We start from the raw sequence: 18994 nt of genomic DNA, 5'->3' as shown, positions 1-18994 counted from the left end.
AACCGGATGTCGCCAGGCGCAGCGGCCGGGGCCGCGGGCGGCGTTGATCGTTCATGCCCTCCGTCTCGGCGCGTGCGTTCGTCGCGATTTGCCGCGGAGTGGCCAAGCGGACAAGTGTCCGCTACGGTGAAGGTCAAGCGGACAAGTGTCCGTATCGGCGCGAAGGGAATGTCATGTCATCGATCGAAGGCAAGGTCGTGGTTATCACCGGGGCGAGCAGCGGGATCGGCGCGGCAACCGCGCGCCTGCTCGCCGAACGCGGAGCGGCCGTCGTACTGGGCGCACGCCGGACAGCACGCCTCGACGTCCTCGTCCAGGCGATCCGCGACGCGGGCGGCCGGGTCGCCTCCTGCCGCACCGACGTCACCCGCCGCGAGGACCTCGAACGATTGGTCGCCACGGCGCTGGACGAATTCGGGAGGCTCGACGTGCTCGTGAACAACGCCGGCATCAGCAAGATCGGCCCGATTGCCGACCTGGACATCGACGGCTGGTCGGCGATGATCGACGTCAACCTCCGCGGCGTCCTCCACGGGATAGCCGCGGCGCTGCCTGTCTTCCACGAACAAGGCAGCGGTCATCTCGTGACGACGATATCGACCTCGGGCCTGAAGATCGTCCCGGACCAGGGCATCTACGCCGGCACCAAGAACGCCGTCCGGACCCTGCTGGAAGGTCTGCGACAGGAGTCGACCGACGGCGTGCTGCGCACCACGTCGATCTCCCCCGGCGTCGTCCGCACCGAACTCGCCGACAGCATCGACGATCCCCGGGTCCGAACGCAGATCCGGCGCAACATGGCCGAATGGGCGCTGGCGCCGGAGGCAGTCGCGGCCGCCGTCGCCTTCGCCGTGGAACAACCACACGATGTGGAGATCGGCGACATCACCATCCGCCCGACCGTGCAGAACTAGCCGGTCAGGTCAGGCGGCGGATATCGCCGCGCACCCGGTAGAACCCGCCCCGCACCGACTCCGCCACCCCGTCCACCACGTAGCGGGTTCCGGGCTGCCGGATATCTCGCGGGAACTGCACATTCCATTCCCGGCGGTAGCCCGGCGAAACGATGTGCACGCGCAGCCGCCCGCCCACATCCACACATTCGACGACCACGCCGCCGTCGATATCGGTGGTCACCTCCACGGTGCTGCTGGGGACCACGGCGGCGAGCTGGGGCGCTTTGACCGACACGGTGTGCGGCAGCACGCCCTGCTCGGCATCACCGATCGCCGTCACGCTCACATCCAGGCAGGCCAGGGCGCCGCTGGTGGTGACCAGGTACAGCTTGTCGTCGTGGTACTGCATCGAATAGGCCGAGCCGCAGCCGGTGCCGAGTTTCCAGAGCCGCCGTCCGGTGGCGTCGAAGCAGTAGACCGACGAATAGTTGTCCCCGGCGAAAACGTAGCGTCCGTCCGGTGAGGCCGCACAGGAATACACCGCGGCATCGCACTGGAAGGTCCGGTCGTTGCCGCCGTCCTTGTCGAGCATCCGCACCTGATTACGGGTGGTGCCGGCGTACACCGCGCCGGCTTCCTGCCAGCCGAACAGCACGGAACCGCCGGTGTTGCGGTGCCACTGATGGTTACCGCTGCTCAGGTCATATTTCGTGACGCCTCTCGTATGCCCGTGATACACGCCGTCGGCGTCGATTCGCACCATCCAGCCCGATTGGCCGTCGCTGCGCCGGGTCCACAGCGACTCTTCCTCGTGGTCGATCACGGTGAGCCCGCCCTGCACATCGGAGACGCCGAGGATGCCGTCGTGGATATCGAGCCAGTAGATGTCGACATCCGCGGCGATATCGTAGGCTGCCCGCGGCACCTTGCCGGACAGATCGTAGACACGGCCGTCGTCGCAGCCGGCGTAGATCCAGAAATCATCCGCGACAATGCATTTCACCGCTTCGGGCAACCGGAAGCGCCCGGTGACCTCACCCGCGGGGGTCAGCGTGAACACATCGCCGTTCTCGTTGCCCACCCAGCAGCGGTCGGCGTCGATGAAGATGCCGAACGCCGCGGCGCCGGAATCGAAGCTCCACAGCACGGGCGCGGTGCGGGCGGTGGAGCGACTGCTGCTGATCGCCCGCCGGGTGACCGATCGCGCCGCTCGCGCACCCGGTACCGCGGGCGTGTAGCCCTTGCGTACCTTCTCGCCGATCTTCTTCTGCGCCGCGGCCTGTGCTCTGCGGGCGTCGGCGAAGGAACTGACCTTGCTCTGCCCCTGGTCGCCGATCCGCCCGTATCGGATCGTGACGTGGATGTCGTCCACGACCACCTCGTAGAACTTGTGCGCCGAACCCCCGTCCTCCGACAGTTCGAGATAGGTCGTGGTTGCCGTGCTCATACTGGATCCCGCTCGTCGTCGTTGTGCTTCGACACGGAAATTAGCAACAGGCACCGACATCCAGCGCGCGATGACTGTGGCCGCACCTCGTCACGAACCCCCCTGAACGAAGGACGGGCGACAAGTGCCGACGGAGGTAGATACGACCCGCGGTCGTGACGATCCCGGGCCGCGAGGAACGGGCCGGGAGGGTCACCGGGCAGCTGTCACGGTTCACATTCAGCGTGAGTTCAACAGCGCCCGAAGGGAATACGACCCGTCGGCGCGGGTGTTGGCGCGGATATGCCACTCACCGCACCGGTCGGGATCGTGCTCGGTCCACGGCCCACGGCGCCGAATGCCGTCGACGATGTCATCCACCGGGCCCAGCTCGTGCAGCGCGCCGGGATCGACCGGGTCTGGTTCGCACAGCGTTTCGACTTCGACTCACTGTCACTGGCGGCAGTCGTCGGATCGGCGGTGCCGGGGCTGCACGTCGGCACTTCGGTGGTGCCCATCAATCCGCGCCACCCGCTCGTGGTCGCGAGTCAGGCGCAGACCGCCCACGCGGCCAGCCACCGCCGCTTCACCCTCGGACTCGGCCTCGGCGCGCGGGCCTTGGAAGAACCCGCTTTCGGGATCGCCACCGAGCGCCCGATCCGCCGGTTGCGGGAGTACCTGACCGTGCTGCGCTCCGTGCTCACCACGGGAACCGCCGATTTCACCGGCGAAACCCTCACCGCCGCGCCACCGTTGCCGGCGGCCGTCGCGGGTGGTGACGGCCCCGATATCGTCGTGGCCGCCATGGGCCCGCAGGCGCTCGCCGCGTCCGGCGAACTCGCCGACGGCATCGTGCCGTTCCTGGCCGGGCCGCGCACCCTGGACGGAGATATCGTGCCGCGAGTCGAGGCGGCCGCCCGCGCGGCGGGCCGGTCCCGGCCCCGCGTGATAGCGGGAGTCGCGGTGGTGGTGACCGACGATCCGGATCGGGCGCGGGCCCGGGCGGCCGAACAGCTGGCCTTCTACGATTCGATCCCGTCCTACCGCTCGGTGCTGGACCGCGAAGGCGTCGCCACCGCCGCCGAGCTGGCGGTCATCGGCACCGCCGCCGAAGTCGAGGCCGAGCTGCGCCGTTACGTGGACGCGGGCGCCACGGAACTGCTGGTCACCCAAACCGACCTCGGTGGCCATGACGACGAACAGGCCACCTGGCGTTTCCTCGGCACGCTCACCGGTCGAGCGGGCTGAACCGAGCGAATTCGGATCACGCCGCGCTCAACTCTGCCCCTCGCCGCCGCTTCCCGGTAGCGTCGCCACTCCTGCCGTTCGCCGACGATCGGCTCAGCGGCCCTGGTCGGGCGGAAGTGTGGAGAGTGTCGTGGCCGACGTGGGGTGCAGTACCGAGGGCGGTCGATGACCGCGACCACCACACCGGCGGCGGATACATCCAGTGCGGAGTCGGCGCCGGCGCCGCGAAACCGCTATCGCACCCCGATCCCCGCGCTGGCGACGCGAATCGGCGCCCTCGTGCTCGTGGTCGGCCTCTGGCTGCTGGTCACCGCCGCCGGACTGGTCGATCCGCTGTATCTCCCGCCGCCCGGCGCGGTGTGGGATGCGTTCGTGCGCGCCAATACCCGGCATCAGCTCGCACCCGGTGTCGACCGGACCGTGATCGGCGAGCAGAACTACTACCTCTGGGAACACCTGGTGGCCAGCCTCCAGCGCATCGGGGTCGGTGTCGGGCTGGCCGTCGTGGCCGGACCACTGGTCGGGTTCGTCATGGGCATGCTGGCGCCGGTCCGGCTGATCACCGAACCGATCCTGAATTTCCTGCGGTCGCTGCCCCCGCTGGGCTATATCGGCTTGCTGATCGTCTGGTTCGGCATCGGTGACGTGTCCAAGATCTGGCTGCTGTTCCTGGCCGCGTTCCCGCCGATCGCGATCGCCACGCTCAACGGTGTCGCCGGGGTCAAACAGGATTACCTGAACGCCGCCCGCTCGCTGGGCGCCGGTCGGGTGCAGGTGATCACGCGGGTCGTGCTGCCCGCGACCCTGCCCGAGGTGATCGGCGGTATCCGGCTCGCCACCGCGTTCGCGTGGACCACTGTCGTCGCCGCCGAACTCAACAACGGCATACCCGGTATCGGCGGTCTCGCCTATATCTCCGGCACCCAGCTGGACACACCGCTGACCATCGCCTGCATCATCGTCATCGGCTGCGCGGCGCTCGTCCTCGATTCCCTGCTCAAACTTGCCGGTGACGTGGCGGTTCCCTGGAAAGGCAAGTCATGAAACGCACACTTCGCACGGCCCTGGCGCTGATCGCCGTCCTCGGCGCGGCCACGACCACCGGCTGCGTAGAATCCGGTCGCGGCGATACCGGCGCCGCGGCCGCGGCCTGCCCGTTCGCACCGGACACCAGCGTCACCACCCCGGCGCGGATCGGATATCAGGCGATCCCCAACGCCGATCTGTACGTCAAGGACCGGGGTCTGCTGGAGGCGTGCCTGCCGAACGCGACGGTCACCTGGAGCCAGTTCGCCTCCGGCGCCGATGTGGTGCAGGCGTTCGGCGCGGGCAGCATCGATATCGGGACGCTCGGATCGAGTCCCGCCACGAAGGCGGTATCGGCGCCGTTGAACCTGCCCGTGCGGGTGCTGTGGATCCATGATGTGATCGGCAAGTCGGAATCGCTGGTGGTCAAGGACCCGTCGATCACCTCGATCGCGGGGCTGCGCGGTAAGCGGATCGCGACGCCGTTCGGCAGTACCGCCCACTACAGCCTGCTCGCCGCCCTCGGCAGGGCCGGACTGACCGGCCAGGTGAATCTGATCAATATGCAGCCCGCGGCGATCCCCGGCGCCTGGACCGGCGATCAGATCGATGCCGCGTGGGTGTGGGATCCGACGCTGTCGAAACTCATCGAGTCCGGGGGCACGGTGCTCACTTCCAGCGCGGACACCGCCGCCCAGGGCGCGCCCACCTTCGATGTCGCCGCGGCGACCACGGCATTCCTGGACCAGCACAGCGCATTCGCGGCGGCTTGGGCGAAAATCCAGAATTACGCGATCGGTCAGCTGCGCGACAACCCGCAGGAGGCCGCGCTATCGCTGGGGGCACAGCTGGGTATCGATCCGGAACTGGCGCGACCGCAGCTGGCCGGATACACCTATCCGACCGCCGCGGAACAGGCCGGACCCGACTACCTCGGCGGCGGATTCGCCGGCGCGCTGCGCAATACCGCGCAATTCCTGCTGGGCCAGGGCGGTATCGCCGCGGTCGGCGGCGAACAGGCCTACCGGGATGCCATCTATCCGGACGCGGCACGAGCGGCCGCGCGGTGACCGAGCCGGCCCATCGAGTGACCTTCACCGCGGTGACCAAGAGTTACCCCGGCGACGACGGCCCCACCCGAGTACTCGCGCCCACCGACCTGACGATCGAAGGCGGCGAATTCGTCTGTGTGGTCGGCCCGTCCGGCTGCGGTAAGACGACCCTGCTGAACATCCTGGCCGGATTCCTGGAACCCACCGCGGGCACGGTCCGGATCGGTGACCGTCCGGTCACCGGGCCGGACCCGGATCGCGGTGTCGTATTCCAGCAGCCCACCCTCTACCCCTGGCTGTCGGTGCGCCAGAACGTCGAGTTCGGTCCGAAGGTGCGCGGTGTCGCCCGCGCCGAACGCGCGGCCGCGGCCGACCGCCTGCTGACCATGGTCGGTCTGGATCATCTCGGTGGGCGGCGACCGTACGAGCTGTCCGGCGGTCAGCAGCAACGCGCGCAGATCGCCCGCGTCCTGATCAACGATCCGCGGATCGTCCTCATGGACGAGCCCTTCGGCGCCCTCGACGCGCTGACCAGGGAGAAACTCCAGGGCGAACTGCTGGCCCTGTGGCGGGAACGCCGCAAGACCATCCTGTTCGTCACCCACAGCATCGACGAGGCCCTGCTGCTGGGCACCCGGGTGATCGTCATGGGTACCCGGCCGGGTCGTATCGTCTACGACCGGCCGACGGCGTTCAAGAGCGAACTCGGTGACTCGCCGTTTCCGGCGATACGCGCGGATCCCGGATTCACCGCCATGCGCGACGAGGTCGCCCAGCACATCTACGCCGCGCACGCCGACTGAATTCCCGATACCGGGCGCTCAGTGGGTGAGCGCGACCTTGACGATCACGATGATCGCGCCGACCACTGTCAGCAGAACGGCGCCCACCACCGAACCCCGGGTCGGGCGTTCGTTCTTCAGCCGGGCGATCACGAACACGATGCCCCCGATCCGTACCAGGACCGCCGCTTCGGCGGCGACCTGCGCCGTTCGCGGCTCCAGCCACCCCACCCACCCGGTCGCCAGGATCACGCACGGAAGCACCGCCGAACTGAGCACCGGCACCGAATTACGCAGTTCGCGCATCCGGTCCGCCATCGTGGGCGTACTGCGCTCACGCACCCGGTGGCCGACCGATTCGGCGAAACTGTGCGCCACGAAGGTCGACAGGGCCGTGCCCAGAACCACCCAGATCCCGACATGTTTCTCGGTGGCGTCGACCGGCACCAACGCGGTGAGCACGAGGATGTTGCCGTAGATGTAGGCGCTGATACGGCTGGCCGCGTTGCCGCGGTCGAGCGGGGTCCGGCGCGAGAACAGCGGACCGTGCAGGAGCGCGTACGGGTCGGCGTCCACCAATCCTCTTCTCGTTCGCCGGATCCGGGCCGAACCATCTCGGAGCCGGACCGGTACCGGTACCGAACTCCGGGAACACGTTGTCGACGGATTCTGGATATCAGTCGACGCACAGTGGGTTCTACCAGATCGAGACGAGTCGGCCGGGGTACCGGCACGGTGCGTCCGCCCGCGGATCGAGTGCCTGGCTCGACGTCCGGCCGGTTCTCGCCGACTGTGACAACCGAGGCCGAGGTACGCCGGACGCGACGCGAGTCCGCGTCCGGCGACCGTGGGTCAGGCGGGAACCGTGTCCGGTGCCAACGTGGCGGCGATCGCGGCGGCCAATTCCGCGCCCTTGACCTCGAAATGGCGGGTGAAGTACGCGAGATGCTCACCGTGTTCGTGAAAGTGGTGCGGGGTCAGTACCGCGGAGAACACCGGCACATCGGTGTCGAGCTGCACGCGCATGAGTGCGTCCACCACGGTGGCCGCCACGAAATCGTGGCGGTAGATTCCGCCGTCCACCACGAGGGCGCAACCGGCGATCGCCGCGTATCGGCCGGTCGCCGCCAGACGTTTGACCCGCAGGGGGATCTCGAAGGCGCCGGGGACGTGGATCACGTCGATATCGGGGTAACCGTGGCCGACGAGCTCCGTCCGGCAGGCTGTCACGGCGCGGTCGACGATATCGGCGTGCCAGCGCGCGGCGACGAGGGCGATGCGGTTCGGTGTGGGTGACATGGGTCCTCCTGTTCGCGATGTCACCCAGGGCATGGCAACGCGAACAACAGCCGCCCGCACGCGGGCGTTCCGGTGCCGCGTTCTCTTTCATCCGGACTGTGACCGTCGGCTCCGGGATCGCACCGGAATCTGCTCGACCCACCACCTCCGCGGAGACCGTGGCGCTCGCGGGCTCGGTTTCCGGGTGGACCCGGATGCCATTACCGCCGGTGGGGAATTCCGCCCCGCCCTGAGAACGTGTACAGAGCGGACTGTAGCAACACACACCGGATCGCCGTGACCCGGCCTCGGGCGAAACCGGGCCGGCGGGCCGTTCCCTTCAGCACGGCCCACGCGCCGGGCCCGCGGCGGCTACCGGAATATCTCCGCCTGCCGGGAACGGACCGCACGCTGGTCGGCGGCGTCGGTCTCCCGACTAGCCGACGACGACGCGGGCACGGGCCAGGTTGTCCGTGCGGGCGAAGGGTGTGGCCGGGTCGCCGTCGAGCTGGGCGGAGACACGGACCGTCACGAAATGGGTGCCGGGTTCGGTGAAGACGTGGTCACGTCCGATGGTCACCGCCGCGGCGGGGTCCGGGTCGGTGGTATCGGTGAAGGCGCCCGTTCCGTCGAAGTCCCAGGCGAGGGCGACGATCGGCCCCGCGCCGGGCGGTGTCTCGGCGACCGCTTCCAGCCGCACACGCTGTCCGGCGGCGATCTCGACACGGTCGGCGCCGTCGACGGTGAGCGTCACGACGGGCTGCACGCCGAGCCGGTCGGCGGCGCGGGCGGGCACCCGCACCTGGCCGTCCTCGACGCTGTAGCGGGTGGTGGCGGCGGGCGTCCGGCCGGTCTCGACCCACGCGCTGAGTTCGCGCAACGCTTGGTGCAGAACGCCCAGGTAGGTGACGGTCCGGGTGGGGTGCTCCTGATATTCGTCGTCGCCGTGCAGTGCGTGGTCCACGAACCACAACCGGAAATGGTCGTCGGTCCGGTCGCCGAGATGTTCGCGGACCCGCTCGCGGTACCAGTCGGCCTGCCAGGGAAAAGCCTCGCGGTCCAGCAGACAGGACACGACGATCATCTTTCCGGTGAAACGGCCCGTCGGCAGGTGCCCGGAAGCCGCCTGCGTGAACAGGGGGCCGAGGAGGAACGGCCGTTGCGGATACTGCGGGTCGCCCGCCGCGTCGCGGAACTGGTCCCACACGGGGTAGGTCCGGTCGGGCACCTGGTGGCGGTGGTAGGTCTGGGCGGCGAGGAATGCGCTGTTGTCGATGTCGACCAGGTCGCCGGGCTCGAGCCGGGCCAGGATCCCCGCGCGGTCGGGAGCGTCCAGCACGGCCGCGTCGCCGTGGAAACCGGTGACGGTGGCGCGCGCTCCGGCGGCCGCACCGGTGATCACCACCAGGTCCGCGCCCTGGATCCGGGCCGGGAACCCGGGAAGACCGACAGCGACGACGGAGTCCTTTTCTCCGCGCGGGCCTTTGAACGCTTCGTCGAAACCTCCGCGCGGCGTTCCCGCGGCCCGCTGGTCCGGGAGACCTTGGGCGGCAGCCTGTTCGGCGGTGATGGCGCCGCTGGTCGGGCCGCGGTGGCGGACGCGGTCGCGGTGCACGGAGGCATCCGGTTCCGCGCCCAGATGCCCGGGGCTCGACCAGAAGCCCGCGAAGTAGGCGGGATCGACCGTCACGATATGGGGGTAGAGGGTGCCGAAGGCGTGGAAACCCATGGTGCGGTGGCCGAACCAGGAGCGGAGCGGGAAACCCATCCGCGTGACCTCGGCCAGGGTCGCGCGCTCTTCTTCCGTGAGACCCGCGTCGACCGCGCGCGCCGACCCCGCGTCGGCGGCGTCGGCGATCCGGTCCAAGGAGTCGCGCAGTATCCGCTGCGCGTGCATCCGGACCGCGAAGACGTTCGGGATGGCCATGGGGCTCCCGATGACGTAGGGCACGAATCCGTCCCACACTCCTTCGGTGCTCTCGGCCCCGCCGATCGTCCGGTAGCCGCCACCGCTGCCGCCGTAGGCGTAACCGTAAGGGCGGTGGTCGCCGTACAGCCGCCGAGCGACCACCCGGGAGTACTGCGCGGCGGCCGCGTTGGCCCGGTAGGCGGTAATGGTCGCGTCCGCGACCGGACCGCCCGGGGTCGCCGGATCACCGCCGCCGTTGGTCTCCACGAAATACGCACCACAGGAGAACGCGAAGCCGATCTTGTCCTCCCGCCCCGTAGCGCGCTGAGCGAGATGTTCGCTGTCGGGGACCGGCGTGATGTGCTGGAAGAACCGCCCTCGATAGTCCCCGGCGGGCGGGAAGTAGAGGGAGAAGCGGGTATCGGTGCCCCGGAAACCGCCGTGCGCGTATCGATGGGGCACGGGCGCGTCACGCCATTCGTCGATATCGAGATAGGGCGCGGCGAAGGTGGGATCGGCGGAGTGGTCCACAGGGTCTCCTCGAGCTGAAATCCGAGCGTTGATCAGTTGAGCCAGCAATATCGCACCATGGATGGTGTGAATCGCGGCTGTTTTCGGCTGAAAACTAGTAGTTGCTCGAATTTGGAGCATGCGTAGAGTCGCGGCATGTCGACAGCACCAACCGGGGGACGCGGTACCTACGCCAGAACCGCCGAGCGGCGGCGGACGATCGCACGGACAGTCCTCGACCTGATACTCGAGAAGGGGCACAGCGGACTCACCCTGGCCGAGACCGCGACCCGGTCGGGTATCGGCGAGGCGACCGTCCTCTACCACTTCCCGACGCGCGACCACTTACTCGTGGCGGCGCTGCGCTGCGCCTTCGACGAGGACGACGAGCGTTTGTCTCCCGAAGAATCGGTCCTGGACTTGGCGCGGCTCCACGAGTACGCGAGCGGAACCCATCGGGAGATCGTGCTCCTCTACACCGCGCTGGCAGGCCACGCGGGGACGCCGGGCCATCCGGCCCGGGAATTCTTCGCCGCGCACTACGAGCAGGCACGCGACCGCTGGACCGAGATCATCGCGGCACGGCAGCAGGCGGGCCTGGCCCACCCCGGACTGGATCCGGCCGCGGCCGCCCGCCAATTCCTCGCGACCTGGAACGGCCTGCGCACGCAGTGGCTGATCGACCCGGCATTCGACCTGGGCGACACCCTGCTCACCGCGTTCCGCCTGCTGACCGGCCAGAATTGGATGGAGACCCGGCAACTGCTGCTCGCCCCCGACACCTGTCTCTGAGGTCGCCGCTCCGGCACCGGCGCGAGGGAGCCGTCGCGGATCACGCAGCTGCGCGTGCCCTGGCCACTGGGCCTGCGCGCTTCAGGCGGCGTCGGGTGGTTCGACGTCGATAACGACCAGTTTGTCTTGTCGGTAGCTGTCCAGGTCGGGGGTGTTCCAGCTCTCACCGCTGCGGATTCGATGAAACCGGAACGTTGCGTTGGTTTCGTTCGCGCCGACGATGAAGCGCACCGCAGTAGGCAAGTCGAGCTCGTAGACCAGCCGACTCATCACCCGCGCCAACGCGACGCCGTGCACGAGCAGAACCCGCTGGTCGCCCTCCTCGATGAGCGGTTGGTTGTCCACAACCGCGACGGCCACCGCAACGAAGTCCTCCAGATGGAATGAACTGTCGCTAGCTTCCCAGTAAGACAAGTTGGGAAAGAACGACGGTGCGTTGCCGGCATCGGCGGCCGAGTCGGCCCAGGTCAACACCTCACCCCGGCGGGCAATTCCGCGCGCGGCCTGCTCACGCAAACCGGAGGCCAATCCTGCCCGTGGCTCCATGACCCCGAATCCCGACAGCACACCCAAGGTCACCGCTGCCCGATCGTTCATCTTCACCGTGAGCACGCCAGCAAATGTCCCACACCCGACTGCTGACCGAGCAAACGCAATATGAGCCCGGCGCCCTTCGGATTTACTCGTCTAGTTGTTCGCGCGCTGGATCGATCGACGGACCAGCGCGCGGATTCCGGGAAGCTGGATGGCCCGCAGCATCATCTCACCAGCCCGGACGTGTGCTCGCGACGGTGGCGCGAACCGGCTGATCCCGCGGCGGGCCAGGGCCTGCCGCTTGCCGACTTCGGGTCGCAACGCCTTCTCCCAATCCGCGAGCGCGGCGGGGACATCGTCGGCCCGTGCCGCGAGGGCGGCCCCCAGCCGGTCGGCCCCGTCGAGAGCGAGCGCCGCCCCGTACCCGGCGAATACGGTCACGCACCATGCCGCGTCGCCGAGCAGAACCACCCGGCCGCGACTCCACCCGTCCAGCACGACCTGGCCGACCGAGTCGAAATAGGCGGCGGCCGGGTCGGCTTCGAGTTGCCGCAAGGCCTCGGCGACTCCTCCGCCGAGGTCGCCGAAGGCCCCGGCGGGGCGCGTTCCGGCCCGAGGGCGAGCGCCGCCTCCGGTTCGGCGCAGCGGTAGGCGAAGAACGTCGAAGAGCGTCCCGGCCCGAGATTCATCACGGCTGCCGTGCGCCGGGGCCCGATGAATGTCGTACCGGCGCCTTCCGGTACGTGCGCGGGAAGCTGTTCGAGCGGGAACGCTCCCACCATGTGTCCGAGACTCACCAGGCATTCACTCTCCGGGGCGAAGACGAGTTCACGGATTCCGGAGTGCACACCGTCGGCGCCGACGAGGAGTTCGGCGCGCAGCCGAGTTCCGTCGCCGAGGGTGATATCGAGGCCGTCGTCCTGCTGAGCGACAGTGGCCACCGTGGTGCCGAACCGAATATCCGCGGTCTCGGCGACCCGGTCGTACAACGCCGACTCCAGATCACCCCGGAACACCGTCAATGCCCGCTTCCCGACCGCGGCCTGTGCGAAAGCCGCGGGAATCGTGAACTTCTCGCGGCCGTCCGCGTGCACGAGGATCGAACGGAAGAACCCGATATCGCACGGGGTCAGCGCCGGCAGCAGGCCGAGCCGTTCGGCCGCGTCGTAACCCGGTCCGTGCAGATTCACCAGGTAGCCGCTGCTGCGACGAGTCGCGGCCCGCTCGACCACCAGCACGTCCCAGCCCTCCTCCCGCAGCCGCAGCCCGGCGGCCAGACCGGCGATACCGGCCCCGGCGATCACCACCCGCCGCTGCGCTCCACCGGGAAATTGCGTCTCGTTCTCGACAGCTGACACCGACACTCCAATGTTCGTCCGATACCGGCGAGAGCCCCACCGAGCACCGCCTCATCGTCAACTGATAGTTGACGATCGACCATTCGTCAACCCAGGGTTGACGATGGTGAGGCCGGTTCGGCCCGCCAGAAGCGCTCGCCACCGGCGCCCGAGAAGGCGCGAGCCGTGAATTTCCGCCCACAGAAGGATGTTCGGCGTATCACCCGCTCGTAGGCTGACCGAGATGACCAGTTCCGAAAGCCCTCTCCCCTACTACTTTCCCAAGTGGATGGACCGGGCGGGCGCGAAGTATCTGAACCCCTTGATGCAGCGAATCGCGCCTTCGCTAGCGGGTTTCGCCGTAATCGAGCACATCGGCCGGAAAACCGGCAAACAGTACGAGACCCCGATCGCCGTGTTCCGCAAGGGCGAGGTGATAGCGGTTGTTCTGCTCCACGGCGAAACCAATTGGGCGAGAAACGCGGTCGCCGCGGGGCGAGCCACTCTCCGCTATCGCGGCGGCACAGTCACATTGCGCGATCCGCGCATCATCCCACCGCACCGGACCACGACGGACGTGCCGCTCATCGCGCGGTTGGGCAACCGGATGGCGGGGATCATCGTCTTCGACGCCGAGTGAACCCGTACGAACTCGCCGGGTCTGCGCATGACCCGTGCCGCCACCGGCACGGACCGGGCGTGATCACATCCGCACCCCGGCGTCGCGCATCAGCGCGAGCGCGGTTTCCGGTGCCAACTCGCGTGGTATCGGGATACCGGCGCCGTCCCTCCTGCGTAGGTATACAACATCCCGGAACAGGTTGAGACGCTTGATCTCCCGGTACGGCAGGTTGCGGAACTTGTCCCCCATCCGTATCTGGAAATCGACGATATCGTGGCCGTAGACGGCGACAACCGTGGTGCCGGGAGCGGCGTAGCTGCTGAAGCCGCCGCGCCCGAACAACAACCTCCACAGACTCAGCACAATGATCAGGCTGAGCACGAAGACCACACCGACACAGAATGCCCCCGCCATGCCGGCGATATCGACAACCCCCTCGTCGTAGGCCCACCTGCGTCCCGCCATCACGACTCCCGCGATGACGAGGAGCCCCCACAGCCGACCACTCGACCACAACATCAGGGTTTCCACCCGGACGAGTTTGCGCCTGATAGCGCTGTCGCAGACATACGTGACGTGTAGCGGGATCTCGCCCGACGGCGGAAAGTTCGAACGATCTTCGTGCTGATCCGGATTCATATCCCGAATACCTCCCCCGGTGGCCTCGACACGAGACCGGCTTCGAATCAACGCTTTTCAGCACTAGGAACGATACTGCGCACCACCCTCGCGTGGCGGCGGAACGGCACCGAGGAGCTCGACAACCGCGTCCGCGCCCAGCGGGCCGAGCCCGGACGCACTCCGGACGGACTGCCGGAGCCCCCGCAGGACGCGGTTCGGCGTCTCGATCACCGCGGGGAGGCCGGCTCGTCGACGAGGTCACCGATCTCCGTGACAGGAGAGGATTCAGCACTCCCCCGGGCCGCCTCGGAGGTGAGCAGATGCGCTTGGTGCGGCGGAAGCCAAGCCCCTTCGCTGGTCGGCACGCTGCCGCCGCGTACTCCCAGGTCAGCGCGGGCGCACACGTAGAAGTCGTCCCGGAGAGAACCCATGGATTCGTAGAGCCGCACATACCGGTCCGGACCCGGGTGTTCTTCGAACACCAGGTAGGTGAGATCGTGAGCGGCCTTGTGCCAGCGCCTGGCGGCGGCGATCGTATTCGACGAACCCAGCAGCAGTACCCGCTCCCATTTGACACTTCGAGCGGCATTGGCCTCAGCCAGGACATTGGGCGCCAGCGGTTCATCAGCCGGTGTCGTGAGGTTGGGCAGGCCTTTCTCCGCCCCATAGCGGTACAAGATCTGCAGGTACGCCTTCAGGGCATCGGCGTACTCGCTGTACGCGGTCAAGCGCATGTCATCCCAGCGGGTCTCGAAACTTCGCCGCCACTTCGAGCGCTCGATGTAGGTGGTCGCCGCGAACGTCGAACCCGCACCCAGGAGAACCCCCGCGAGCGTAACCAGTTGTTGCAGTATCGGTCCCATACCGCGATTCTGAACTCGGGCCGACCTGACACACAAGGTATGCCGGCCGTTCTCACCCCTCGCGTCGACCGCCCCGGCCGTCCCGGTGTGAGATTCCGAGTTCGATCCCGGTCGGCTCACTGCGGCCCCGCAAAGAACCTCACGATCGACGAGGTCGTCTCCCGCCGCACCGACCGCAGCACCCCCACCGACCCCCTACGACAACGGTTCCGAGCCCCGGCAATCAGCACTCGCTGTCGTATTTTCCTCGCTGGTCGTGGGCCGACGGGCTTCCGGTGCCGGCCACGCCACCGCCCACACCAGCACCGCCGACGGCAGACCGATCGCGACGACGTACCCCAACACGATCACTGCCCATGCCTCACCAGCGACCACCGCGCGAAGGACAAGCGGGGTAACACCGTCTCCACATCGGCGACATCCATAACCCTGTTCAACTCCAGCGGACCGAGATGGTGCGGACCGGGCATGACGACCGCATCCACATCGGCAGCGCGGACCTGATCGAACAGCGGGAGCACCGACGATAGATCAGGCCAGATCACCAGGTAACCGAGATGACGCGCCAGGCGTTGGACCTGCGCCCGGTCCCAAGCCAAAGCCGTGCTCACGTCCAGATCCACATATCCGAGTGCGGTCGGCCGGTAGCGCATCGGGTGTCCCCTGTCCCTGTCCCCTGCGGTCGCTGACTTGCGCCCGCCGCCGGGGCTCGACACTCGGCGGCGGGGCGCTGGAAATCCTGCGCGCTGCGCCCTGGCCGCACCGGTGGGTACGAACCACTGTGCGGGATGGGGGGATTCCCCCTACTCGAGCCGCTGGTCGGACTCCACCAGCGGCCCTATCCTGGAGTTACCTCTTCGCGGAGGACATCTCCCCCGGCCGACGGGCCGGGGGTATCCGCGAAGTGGACCCGATCCGCGAAGAAGGCAGGCCGCTATGCCGACCCCTGACGAACTCGCCGCACGCGCGATAGGCGAACGCATCCAGAACATCCGCACCCGCACCGGCCGCACCCGTGCCGTCGTCGCCGGTCTGGTCGGCCGGTCCGAGGACTGGCTACGTGACGTCGAGAAAGGCCGTCTACAGCACCCGCCCGGGCTGGACATGCTGCTACGGATCGGGCAAGCGCTCGGCGTGCGGGACTTGACCGAGATAACCGGCGACCACGAGTTGCTGGTCGGCATCTCGCGCCGCGCCGGGCACCCCGTCGTGCCCGCAATCCGCGAGGCTATAGAGGGTGTAGACCTCACCCCGTCACCGTCGCCGGTCGACCCCGCCGAACTCGCCGCACGGGTCGAGCGCGCTTGGCGGATGTGGCACACATCGGCGACACCGCGCGCCGATGCGGGGACGATGCTGCCCGAACTGATCCGCGACGGCCGCCGCGCGCTGCGCACTCTCGACGGACAGGAACGCCGCGCCGCAGCAGCAGCGCTGTCGGGTGCCTACGCGCTGTCCGAACAAGTCCTTGCATGGGTCGCTGACGCGCCGCTGTTGTGGCTCGCCGCCGACCGCTGCATGTCGGCCGCCGAGGTCGCCGACGACCCGGTAACGCTCGCGTCGGCGTCCTGGGTACTCGGCAACGTCTGGCGCTCGACGGGCCGCGAGGAGGACGCCTACCACCTTGCGTCCGATGCCGTGGCGCTACTGGAACCGCACTTGGACGGCGACCAGGACGCACAAGCGCTCTGGGGCGCCTGCCAACTGCACGGCGCGATCACAGCCGCCCGTATCGGCCGCGAAGGCGACGCGCTACGCGGCATAGACCAAGCGATGGGGATGGCGCGGGCACTGCCCGCCGGTTCGGCCCATCCCTGGACGCTTTTCGGTGTAGCGAACACCGAAGTCAGCGCCGTGTCCGTACAGGTCGACCTGCGCAAGTCCGGCGGAGCGTTGGACGCGGCAAGTGCCGTCGATCCCGACGCGGTGCCGTCGGTCGACCGCCGTTCGCGGCTGTGGCTGGAACTGTCCCGCGCCTATGCGCAACAACGGGATTGGCTCGGCACGCTCGGCGCGCTACGCACCGGCACCGCCGTAAGCGAAGAGTCGATGAAGTGCCATCCGCTGGCGCGCTCTCTGGCGGCCGACTTGGTCATGCACGGCGGTCGCCTCAACGAGCGCGAGTCGCGGGCGCTTGCGGCTCGGCTGGGCGTCACTGCCTGACCCGGTCACAGGTCAGAAACATCCATACGGATAGCAGTTTCACTACTGCTGTCCCACGACGGATTCGCTATCCGAATCCGGTCGAACCCCATGACCCTGAACTGGCCTTTCACTGTGGGGCGGGTGGGGCTCGAACCCACGACCAATGGATTATGAGTCCACGGCTCTAACCGACTGAGCTACCGCCCCTCGTCGCGACCTGGGGCCGCAACTGTGGGATGGTACCCGGTCGGCGTGACTGGGGCCAGTCGATCGATGCGGGATGCGGTCGATGGGGTCAGCGGGGAGGTCGGTCTCCTCGTTAGGGTTGGGACTGTTGCCGAACCGGAGGAGGGCGTGTGGCCGGGTTGTTCGTACGGGCGTTGCAGGCGCATCAGTGGGTGTACGAGAAGAGTGGCGGGCTCGTGGGGCACCGGCTGCTGTTCGGGAATCCGACGCTGCTGCTGCAGACCGTGGGCCGTAAGACCGGGCAGGCGCGGACTTCGGCGCTGACCTACGCCAGGGACGGGGAGGATTATCTGGTGACCGCGTCGAACGGTGGGTCACCGCGGCCGCCGGGGTGGCTCGCGAATGTGAAGGCGCGGCCGGAGTGTGCGATCCAGGTGGGGCGGCGCGCGTTTCCGGTTGTCGCCCGGGCCACCGGGCCCGATGATCCGGAGTACGCGCGCCGCTGGGGTTTGGTGGACGCGGTGAATCAGGGCCGGTACAGCGAGTACCAGCGGAAGACGAAGCGTCCGATTGCGGTGGTGGTGCTTTCGCCCGCGGGTGGTGCGGGTCAGTCGGAGTAGGTCTCCGAGCCGGCCCGCGCCCGCGCTCTCCGGGGGGCGAGGTCCTCCGGCGGGCGGCTGGCGAGATGGACTACGGAGGCAACGAGAATCAGGATTGCGAGCACTACCAATGCGGTAACCACGGCACGCAGAGTAGCGATCGCAAGATGGAGACGCACCCGGGAACCGTCTATGGTCGTTTGTCCAATTCCGCAGAACAGGTGGACAATTCGCGCATTACGGCACTTTTACGCAACAACCTGCGTTCAATCGGATAATTTACTGCATATCATCGATTTGGACGGCATAGTTTGAAATTACTGAGTTCCAATATATATCAAATCGGTATCAAGGGCGTGTCGGCAGATCCTGTGTCGCAACACTTCCCACACCGAGCGGCGGAACGCCCCGTCTTCACGAGAGTGAATTCGTTTGCGCCGACCGGAATATTACACGCAACCCCAGGTTACATCCAATTCGTCGATCCGCCGGGCGGAAATAGCGAATCCCACGCTCGACCGAATACGGTAGTGGGATAACAGCTTCCGCCTGACCCGGCCTCGCCCTCAGCTTCCCACGCCACCACCTCCGCAGCCCCCACCGCCGCCACCACAGCTACTGCCACCGCCGCTTCCGCCGCCGGAATCGGCTCCGCCCGAACCGCTATCGGCGAGCCAGGCTTCACCCGCCCCACCGGAGGGATATCCGCCGCGGCGGCGGGACCATCGGCTACGACGCGACCGACCCTCACTCGGCGATCTCGTCAGGAAAAGCACGACCGCTACTCCCACCACCAGTACGACACAGCCCACCCCGAACACCGACAGAATGAGCAGCGCGGCCGGATCAGCCATGGCCGGAACGAGGTTCGGGAATCAGTCTGCCCGCTCTACGGTCAGCCACCCCCGCCGCCTCCTCCACAGCCACCCCCGCCCCCGCCGCCGCCCCCGCCACAGCTACTTCCTCCCCCACCGCCGCCGCAGCTGCTCCCCGAGGAACCGCCGTCACCGGAACTCCCACCGGTATCGCCGGAACCCCAGCCGCCCGAACCGCTATCGGCGACCCAGACGCCGCCGGCGGAATATCCGCCCCGGCTACGCCCGCGGCGACCACCGCCCGAGGACGATTTGGCGATCACGACAATGACGGCGACGAAGACCCCGAGACA

Annotated in this window: 19 protein-coding genes, 1 tRNA gene and 1 riboswitch; of the genes, 9 read left to right on the top strand and 11 right to left on the bottom strand. The window is 68.0% G+C overall.

Annotated elements, in window-relative coordinates:
- Positions 1 to 173: 173 nt before the first annotated feature.
- Positions 174 to 914 (top strand): SDR family oxidoreductase, encoded by a 741-nt coding sequence (locus OG804_RS29895; protein ID WP_328391973.1) that lies wholly within the window; start codon positions 174 to 176, stop codon positions 912 to 914.
- 4 nt (positions 915 to 918) lie between these two features.
- Here OG804_RS29895 and OG804_RS29890 read toward each other — a convergent pair whose 3' ends face one another.
- Positions 919 to 2343: a WGR domain-containing protein gene (locus tag OG804_RS29890; protein WP_328391972.1), complete on the bottom strand. Its 1425-nt coding sequence runs from the start codon at positions 2341 to 2343 to the stop codon at positions 919 to 921.
- 282 nt (positions 2344 to 2625) lie between these two features.
- On the opposite strand from OG804_RS29890, the gene OG804_RS29885 reads away from it, so the two are divergent.
- The 4 genes from OG804_RS29885 to OG804_RS29870 all read left to right on the top strand — a co-directional run bounded on the left by OG804_RS29885 (position 2626) and on the right by OG804_RS29870 (position 6451).
- Positions 2626 to 3570 carry a TIGR03564 family F420-dependent LLM class oxidoreductase gene (locus tag OG804_RS29885; protein WP_328391971.1) on the top strand — a complete coding sequence of 315 codons (945 nt, stop codon included), beginning with the start codon at positions 2626 to 2628 and terminating at the stop codon, positions 3568 to 3570.
- A 165-nt stretch (positions 3571 to 3735) separates the two neighbouring features.
- Positions 3736 to 4614: an ABC transporter permease gene (locus OG804_RS29880; protein ID WP_328391970.1), complete on the top strand. Its 879-nt coding sequence runs from the start codon at positions 3736 to 3738 to the stop codon at positions 4612 to 4614.
- Entirely contained in the window at positions 4611 to 5666 is a 1056-nt protein-coding gene (locus tag OG804_RS29875) for a taurine ABC transporter substrate-binding protein (protein WP_328391969.1), read from the top strand. Before OG804_RS29880 ends, OG804_RS29875 begins: the two co-directional genes overlap by 4 nt.
- Positions 5663 to 6451, top strand: a complete 789-nt coding sequence (locus OG804_RS29870; RefSeq protein WP_328391968.1) for an ABC transporter ATP-binding protein — start codon at positions 5663 to 5665, stop codon at positions 6449 to 6451. Before OG804_RS29875 ends, OG804_RS29870 begins: the two co-directional genes overlap by 4 nt.
- 18 nt (positions 6452 to 6469) lie before the next feature.
- On the opposite strand, the gene OG804_RS29865 is transcribed toward OG804_RS29870, so the two are convergent.
- From OG804_RS29865 to OG804_RS29855, 3 genes are all read right to left on the bottom strand, one after another.
- A complete protein-coding gene (locus tag OG804_RS29865; RefSeq protein ID WP_328391967.1) occupies positions 6470 to 7006 on the bottom strand; it encodes a hypothetical protein in 537 nt (178 codons plus the stop codon).
- Positions 7007 to 7282: 276 nt separating this feature from the next.
- Positions 7283 to 7729: a 6,7-dimethyl-8-ribityllumazine synthase gene (locus tag OG804_RS29860; RefSeq protein WP_328391966.1), complete on the bottom strand. Its 447-nt coding sequence runs from the start codon at positions 7727 to 7729 to the stop codon at positions 7283 to 7285.
- A gap of 75 nt (positions 7730 to 7804) precedes the next feature.
- Positions 7805 to 7970: riboswitch (FMN riboswitch) on the bottom strand.
- Between the two features lie 174 nt (positions 7971 to 8144).
- Positions 8145 to 10148, bottom strand: coding sequence for a PKD domain-containing protein (locus OG804_RS29855; protein ID WP_328391965.1), 2004 nt, complete (start codon positions 10146 to 10148; stop codon positions 8145 to 8147).
- A 135-nt stretch (positions 10149 to 10283) separates the two neighbouring features.
- On the opposite strand from OG804_RS29855, the gene OG804_RS29850 reads away from it, so the two are divergent.
- The gene (locus OG804_RS29850) at positions 10284 to 10919 is read left to right on the top strand and encodes a TetR/AcrR family transcriptional regulator (RefSeq protein WP_328391964.1); all 636 of its coding nucleotides are present in this window, start codon (positions 10284 to 10286) and stop codon (positions 10917 to 10919) included.
- A gap of 81 nt (positions 10920 to 11000) precedes the next feature.
- Here OG804_RS29850 and OG804_RS29845 read toward each other — a convergent pair whose 3' ends face one another.
- The 3 genes from OG804_RS29845 to OG804_RS29835 all read right to left on the bottom strand — a co-directional run bounded on the left by OG804_RS29845 (position 11001) and on the right by OG804_RS29835 (position 12811).
- Positions 11001 to 11531: a hypothetical protein gene (locus tag OG804_RS29845; protein ID WP_328391963.1), complete on the bottom strand. Its 531-nt coding sequence runs from the start codon at positions 11529 to 11531 to the stop codon at positions 11001 to 11003.
- Between the two features lie 75 nt (positions 11532 to 11606).
- Entirely contained in the window at positions 11607 to 11924 is a 318-nt protein-coding gene (locus tag OG804_RS29840; protein ID WP_328391962.1) for a hypothetical protein, read from the bottom strand.
- Positions 11891 to 12811 (bottom strand): FAD-dependent monooxygenase, encoded by a 921-nt coding sequence (locus tag OG804_RS29835; RefSeq protein WP_328391961.1) that lies wholly within the window; start codon positions 12809 to 12811, stop codon positions 11891 to 11893. Before OG804_RS29835 ends, OG804_RS29840 begins: the two co-directional genes overlap by 34 nt.
- A 223-nt stretch (positions 12812 to 13034) precedes the next feature.
- On the opposite strand from OG804_RS29835, the gene OG804_RS29830 reads away from it, so the two are divergent.
- Positions 13035 to 13430 (top strand): nitroreductase family deazaflavin-dependent oxidoreductase, encoded by a 396-nt coding sequence (locus tag OG804_RS29830; protein ID WP_328391960.1) that lies wholly within the window; start codon positions 13035 to 13037, stop codon positions 13428 to 13430.
- Positions 13431 to 13493: 63 nt separating this feature from the next.
- Here the strand turns inward: OG804_RS29830 and OG804_RS29825 are convergent, their stop codons facing one another.
- The 3 genes from OG804_RS29825 to OG804_RS29815 all read right to left on the bottom strand — a co-directional run bounded on the left by OG804_RS29825 (position 13494) and on the right by OG804_RS29815 (position 15549).
- Positions 13494 to 14051, bottom strand: coding sequence for a hypothetical protein (locus OG804_RS29825; RefSeq protein ID WP_328391959.1), 558 nt, complete (start codon positions 14049 to 14051; stop codon positions 13494 to 13496).
- Between the two features lie 209 nt (positions 14052 to 14260).
- Positions 14261 to 14896, bottom strand: a complete 636-nt coding sequence (locus OG804_RS29820; RefSeq protein ID WP_328391958.1) for a hypothetical protein — start codon at positions 14894 to 14896, stop codon at positions 14261 to 14263.
- 347 nt (positions 14897 to 15243) lie between these two features.
- On the bottom strand, positions 15244 to 15549 hold the full coding sequence (locus tag OG804_RS29815) for a hypothetical protein (RefSeq protein ID WP_328391957.1): 306 nt from the start codon (positions 15547 to 15549) through the stop codon (positions 15244 to 15246).
- Positions 15550 to 15832: 283 nt separating this feature from the next.
- Here OG804_RS29815 and OG804_RS29810 point away from each other — a divergent pair, with 283 nt between their 5' ends.
- A complete protein-coding gene (locus tag OG804_RS29810) occupies positions 15833 to 17059 on the top strand; it encodes a helix-turn-helix transcriptional regulator (RefSeq protein ID WP_328391956.1) in 1227 nt (408 codons plus the stop codon).
- Positions 17060 to 17174: 115 nt separating this feature from the next.
- On the opposite strand, the gene OG804_RS29805 is transcribed toward OG804_RS29810, so the two are convergent.
- Positions 17175 to 17248 (bottom strand) — tRNA-Ile (locus OG804_RS29805).
- Between the two features lie 149 nt (positions 17249 to 17397).
- On the opposite strand from OG804_RS29805, the gene OG804_RS29800 reads away from it, so the two are divergent.
- Complete coding sequence (locus OG804_RS29800; RefSeq protein WP_328391955.1) at positions 17398 to 17847, top strand: nitroreductase family deazaflavin-dependent oxidoreductase; 450 nt, start codon at positions 17398 to 17400, stop codon at positions 17845 to 17847.
- Positions 17848 to 18994: the final 1147 nt, after the last annotated feature.

It is taken from the genome of Nocardia sp. NBC_00416 (assembly GCF_036032445.1).
GTDB lineage: Bacteria > Actinomycetota > Actinomycetes > Mycobacteriales > Mycobacteriaceae > Nocardia.
Note: the sequence above shows the minus strand (reverse complement) of the source record. Positions and strands in the feature narration are given on the sequence as shown.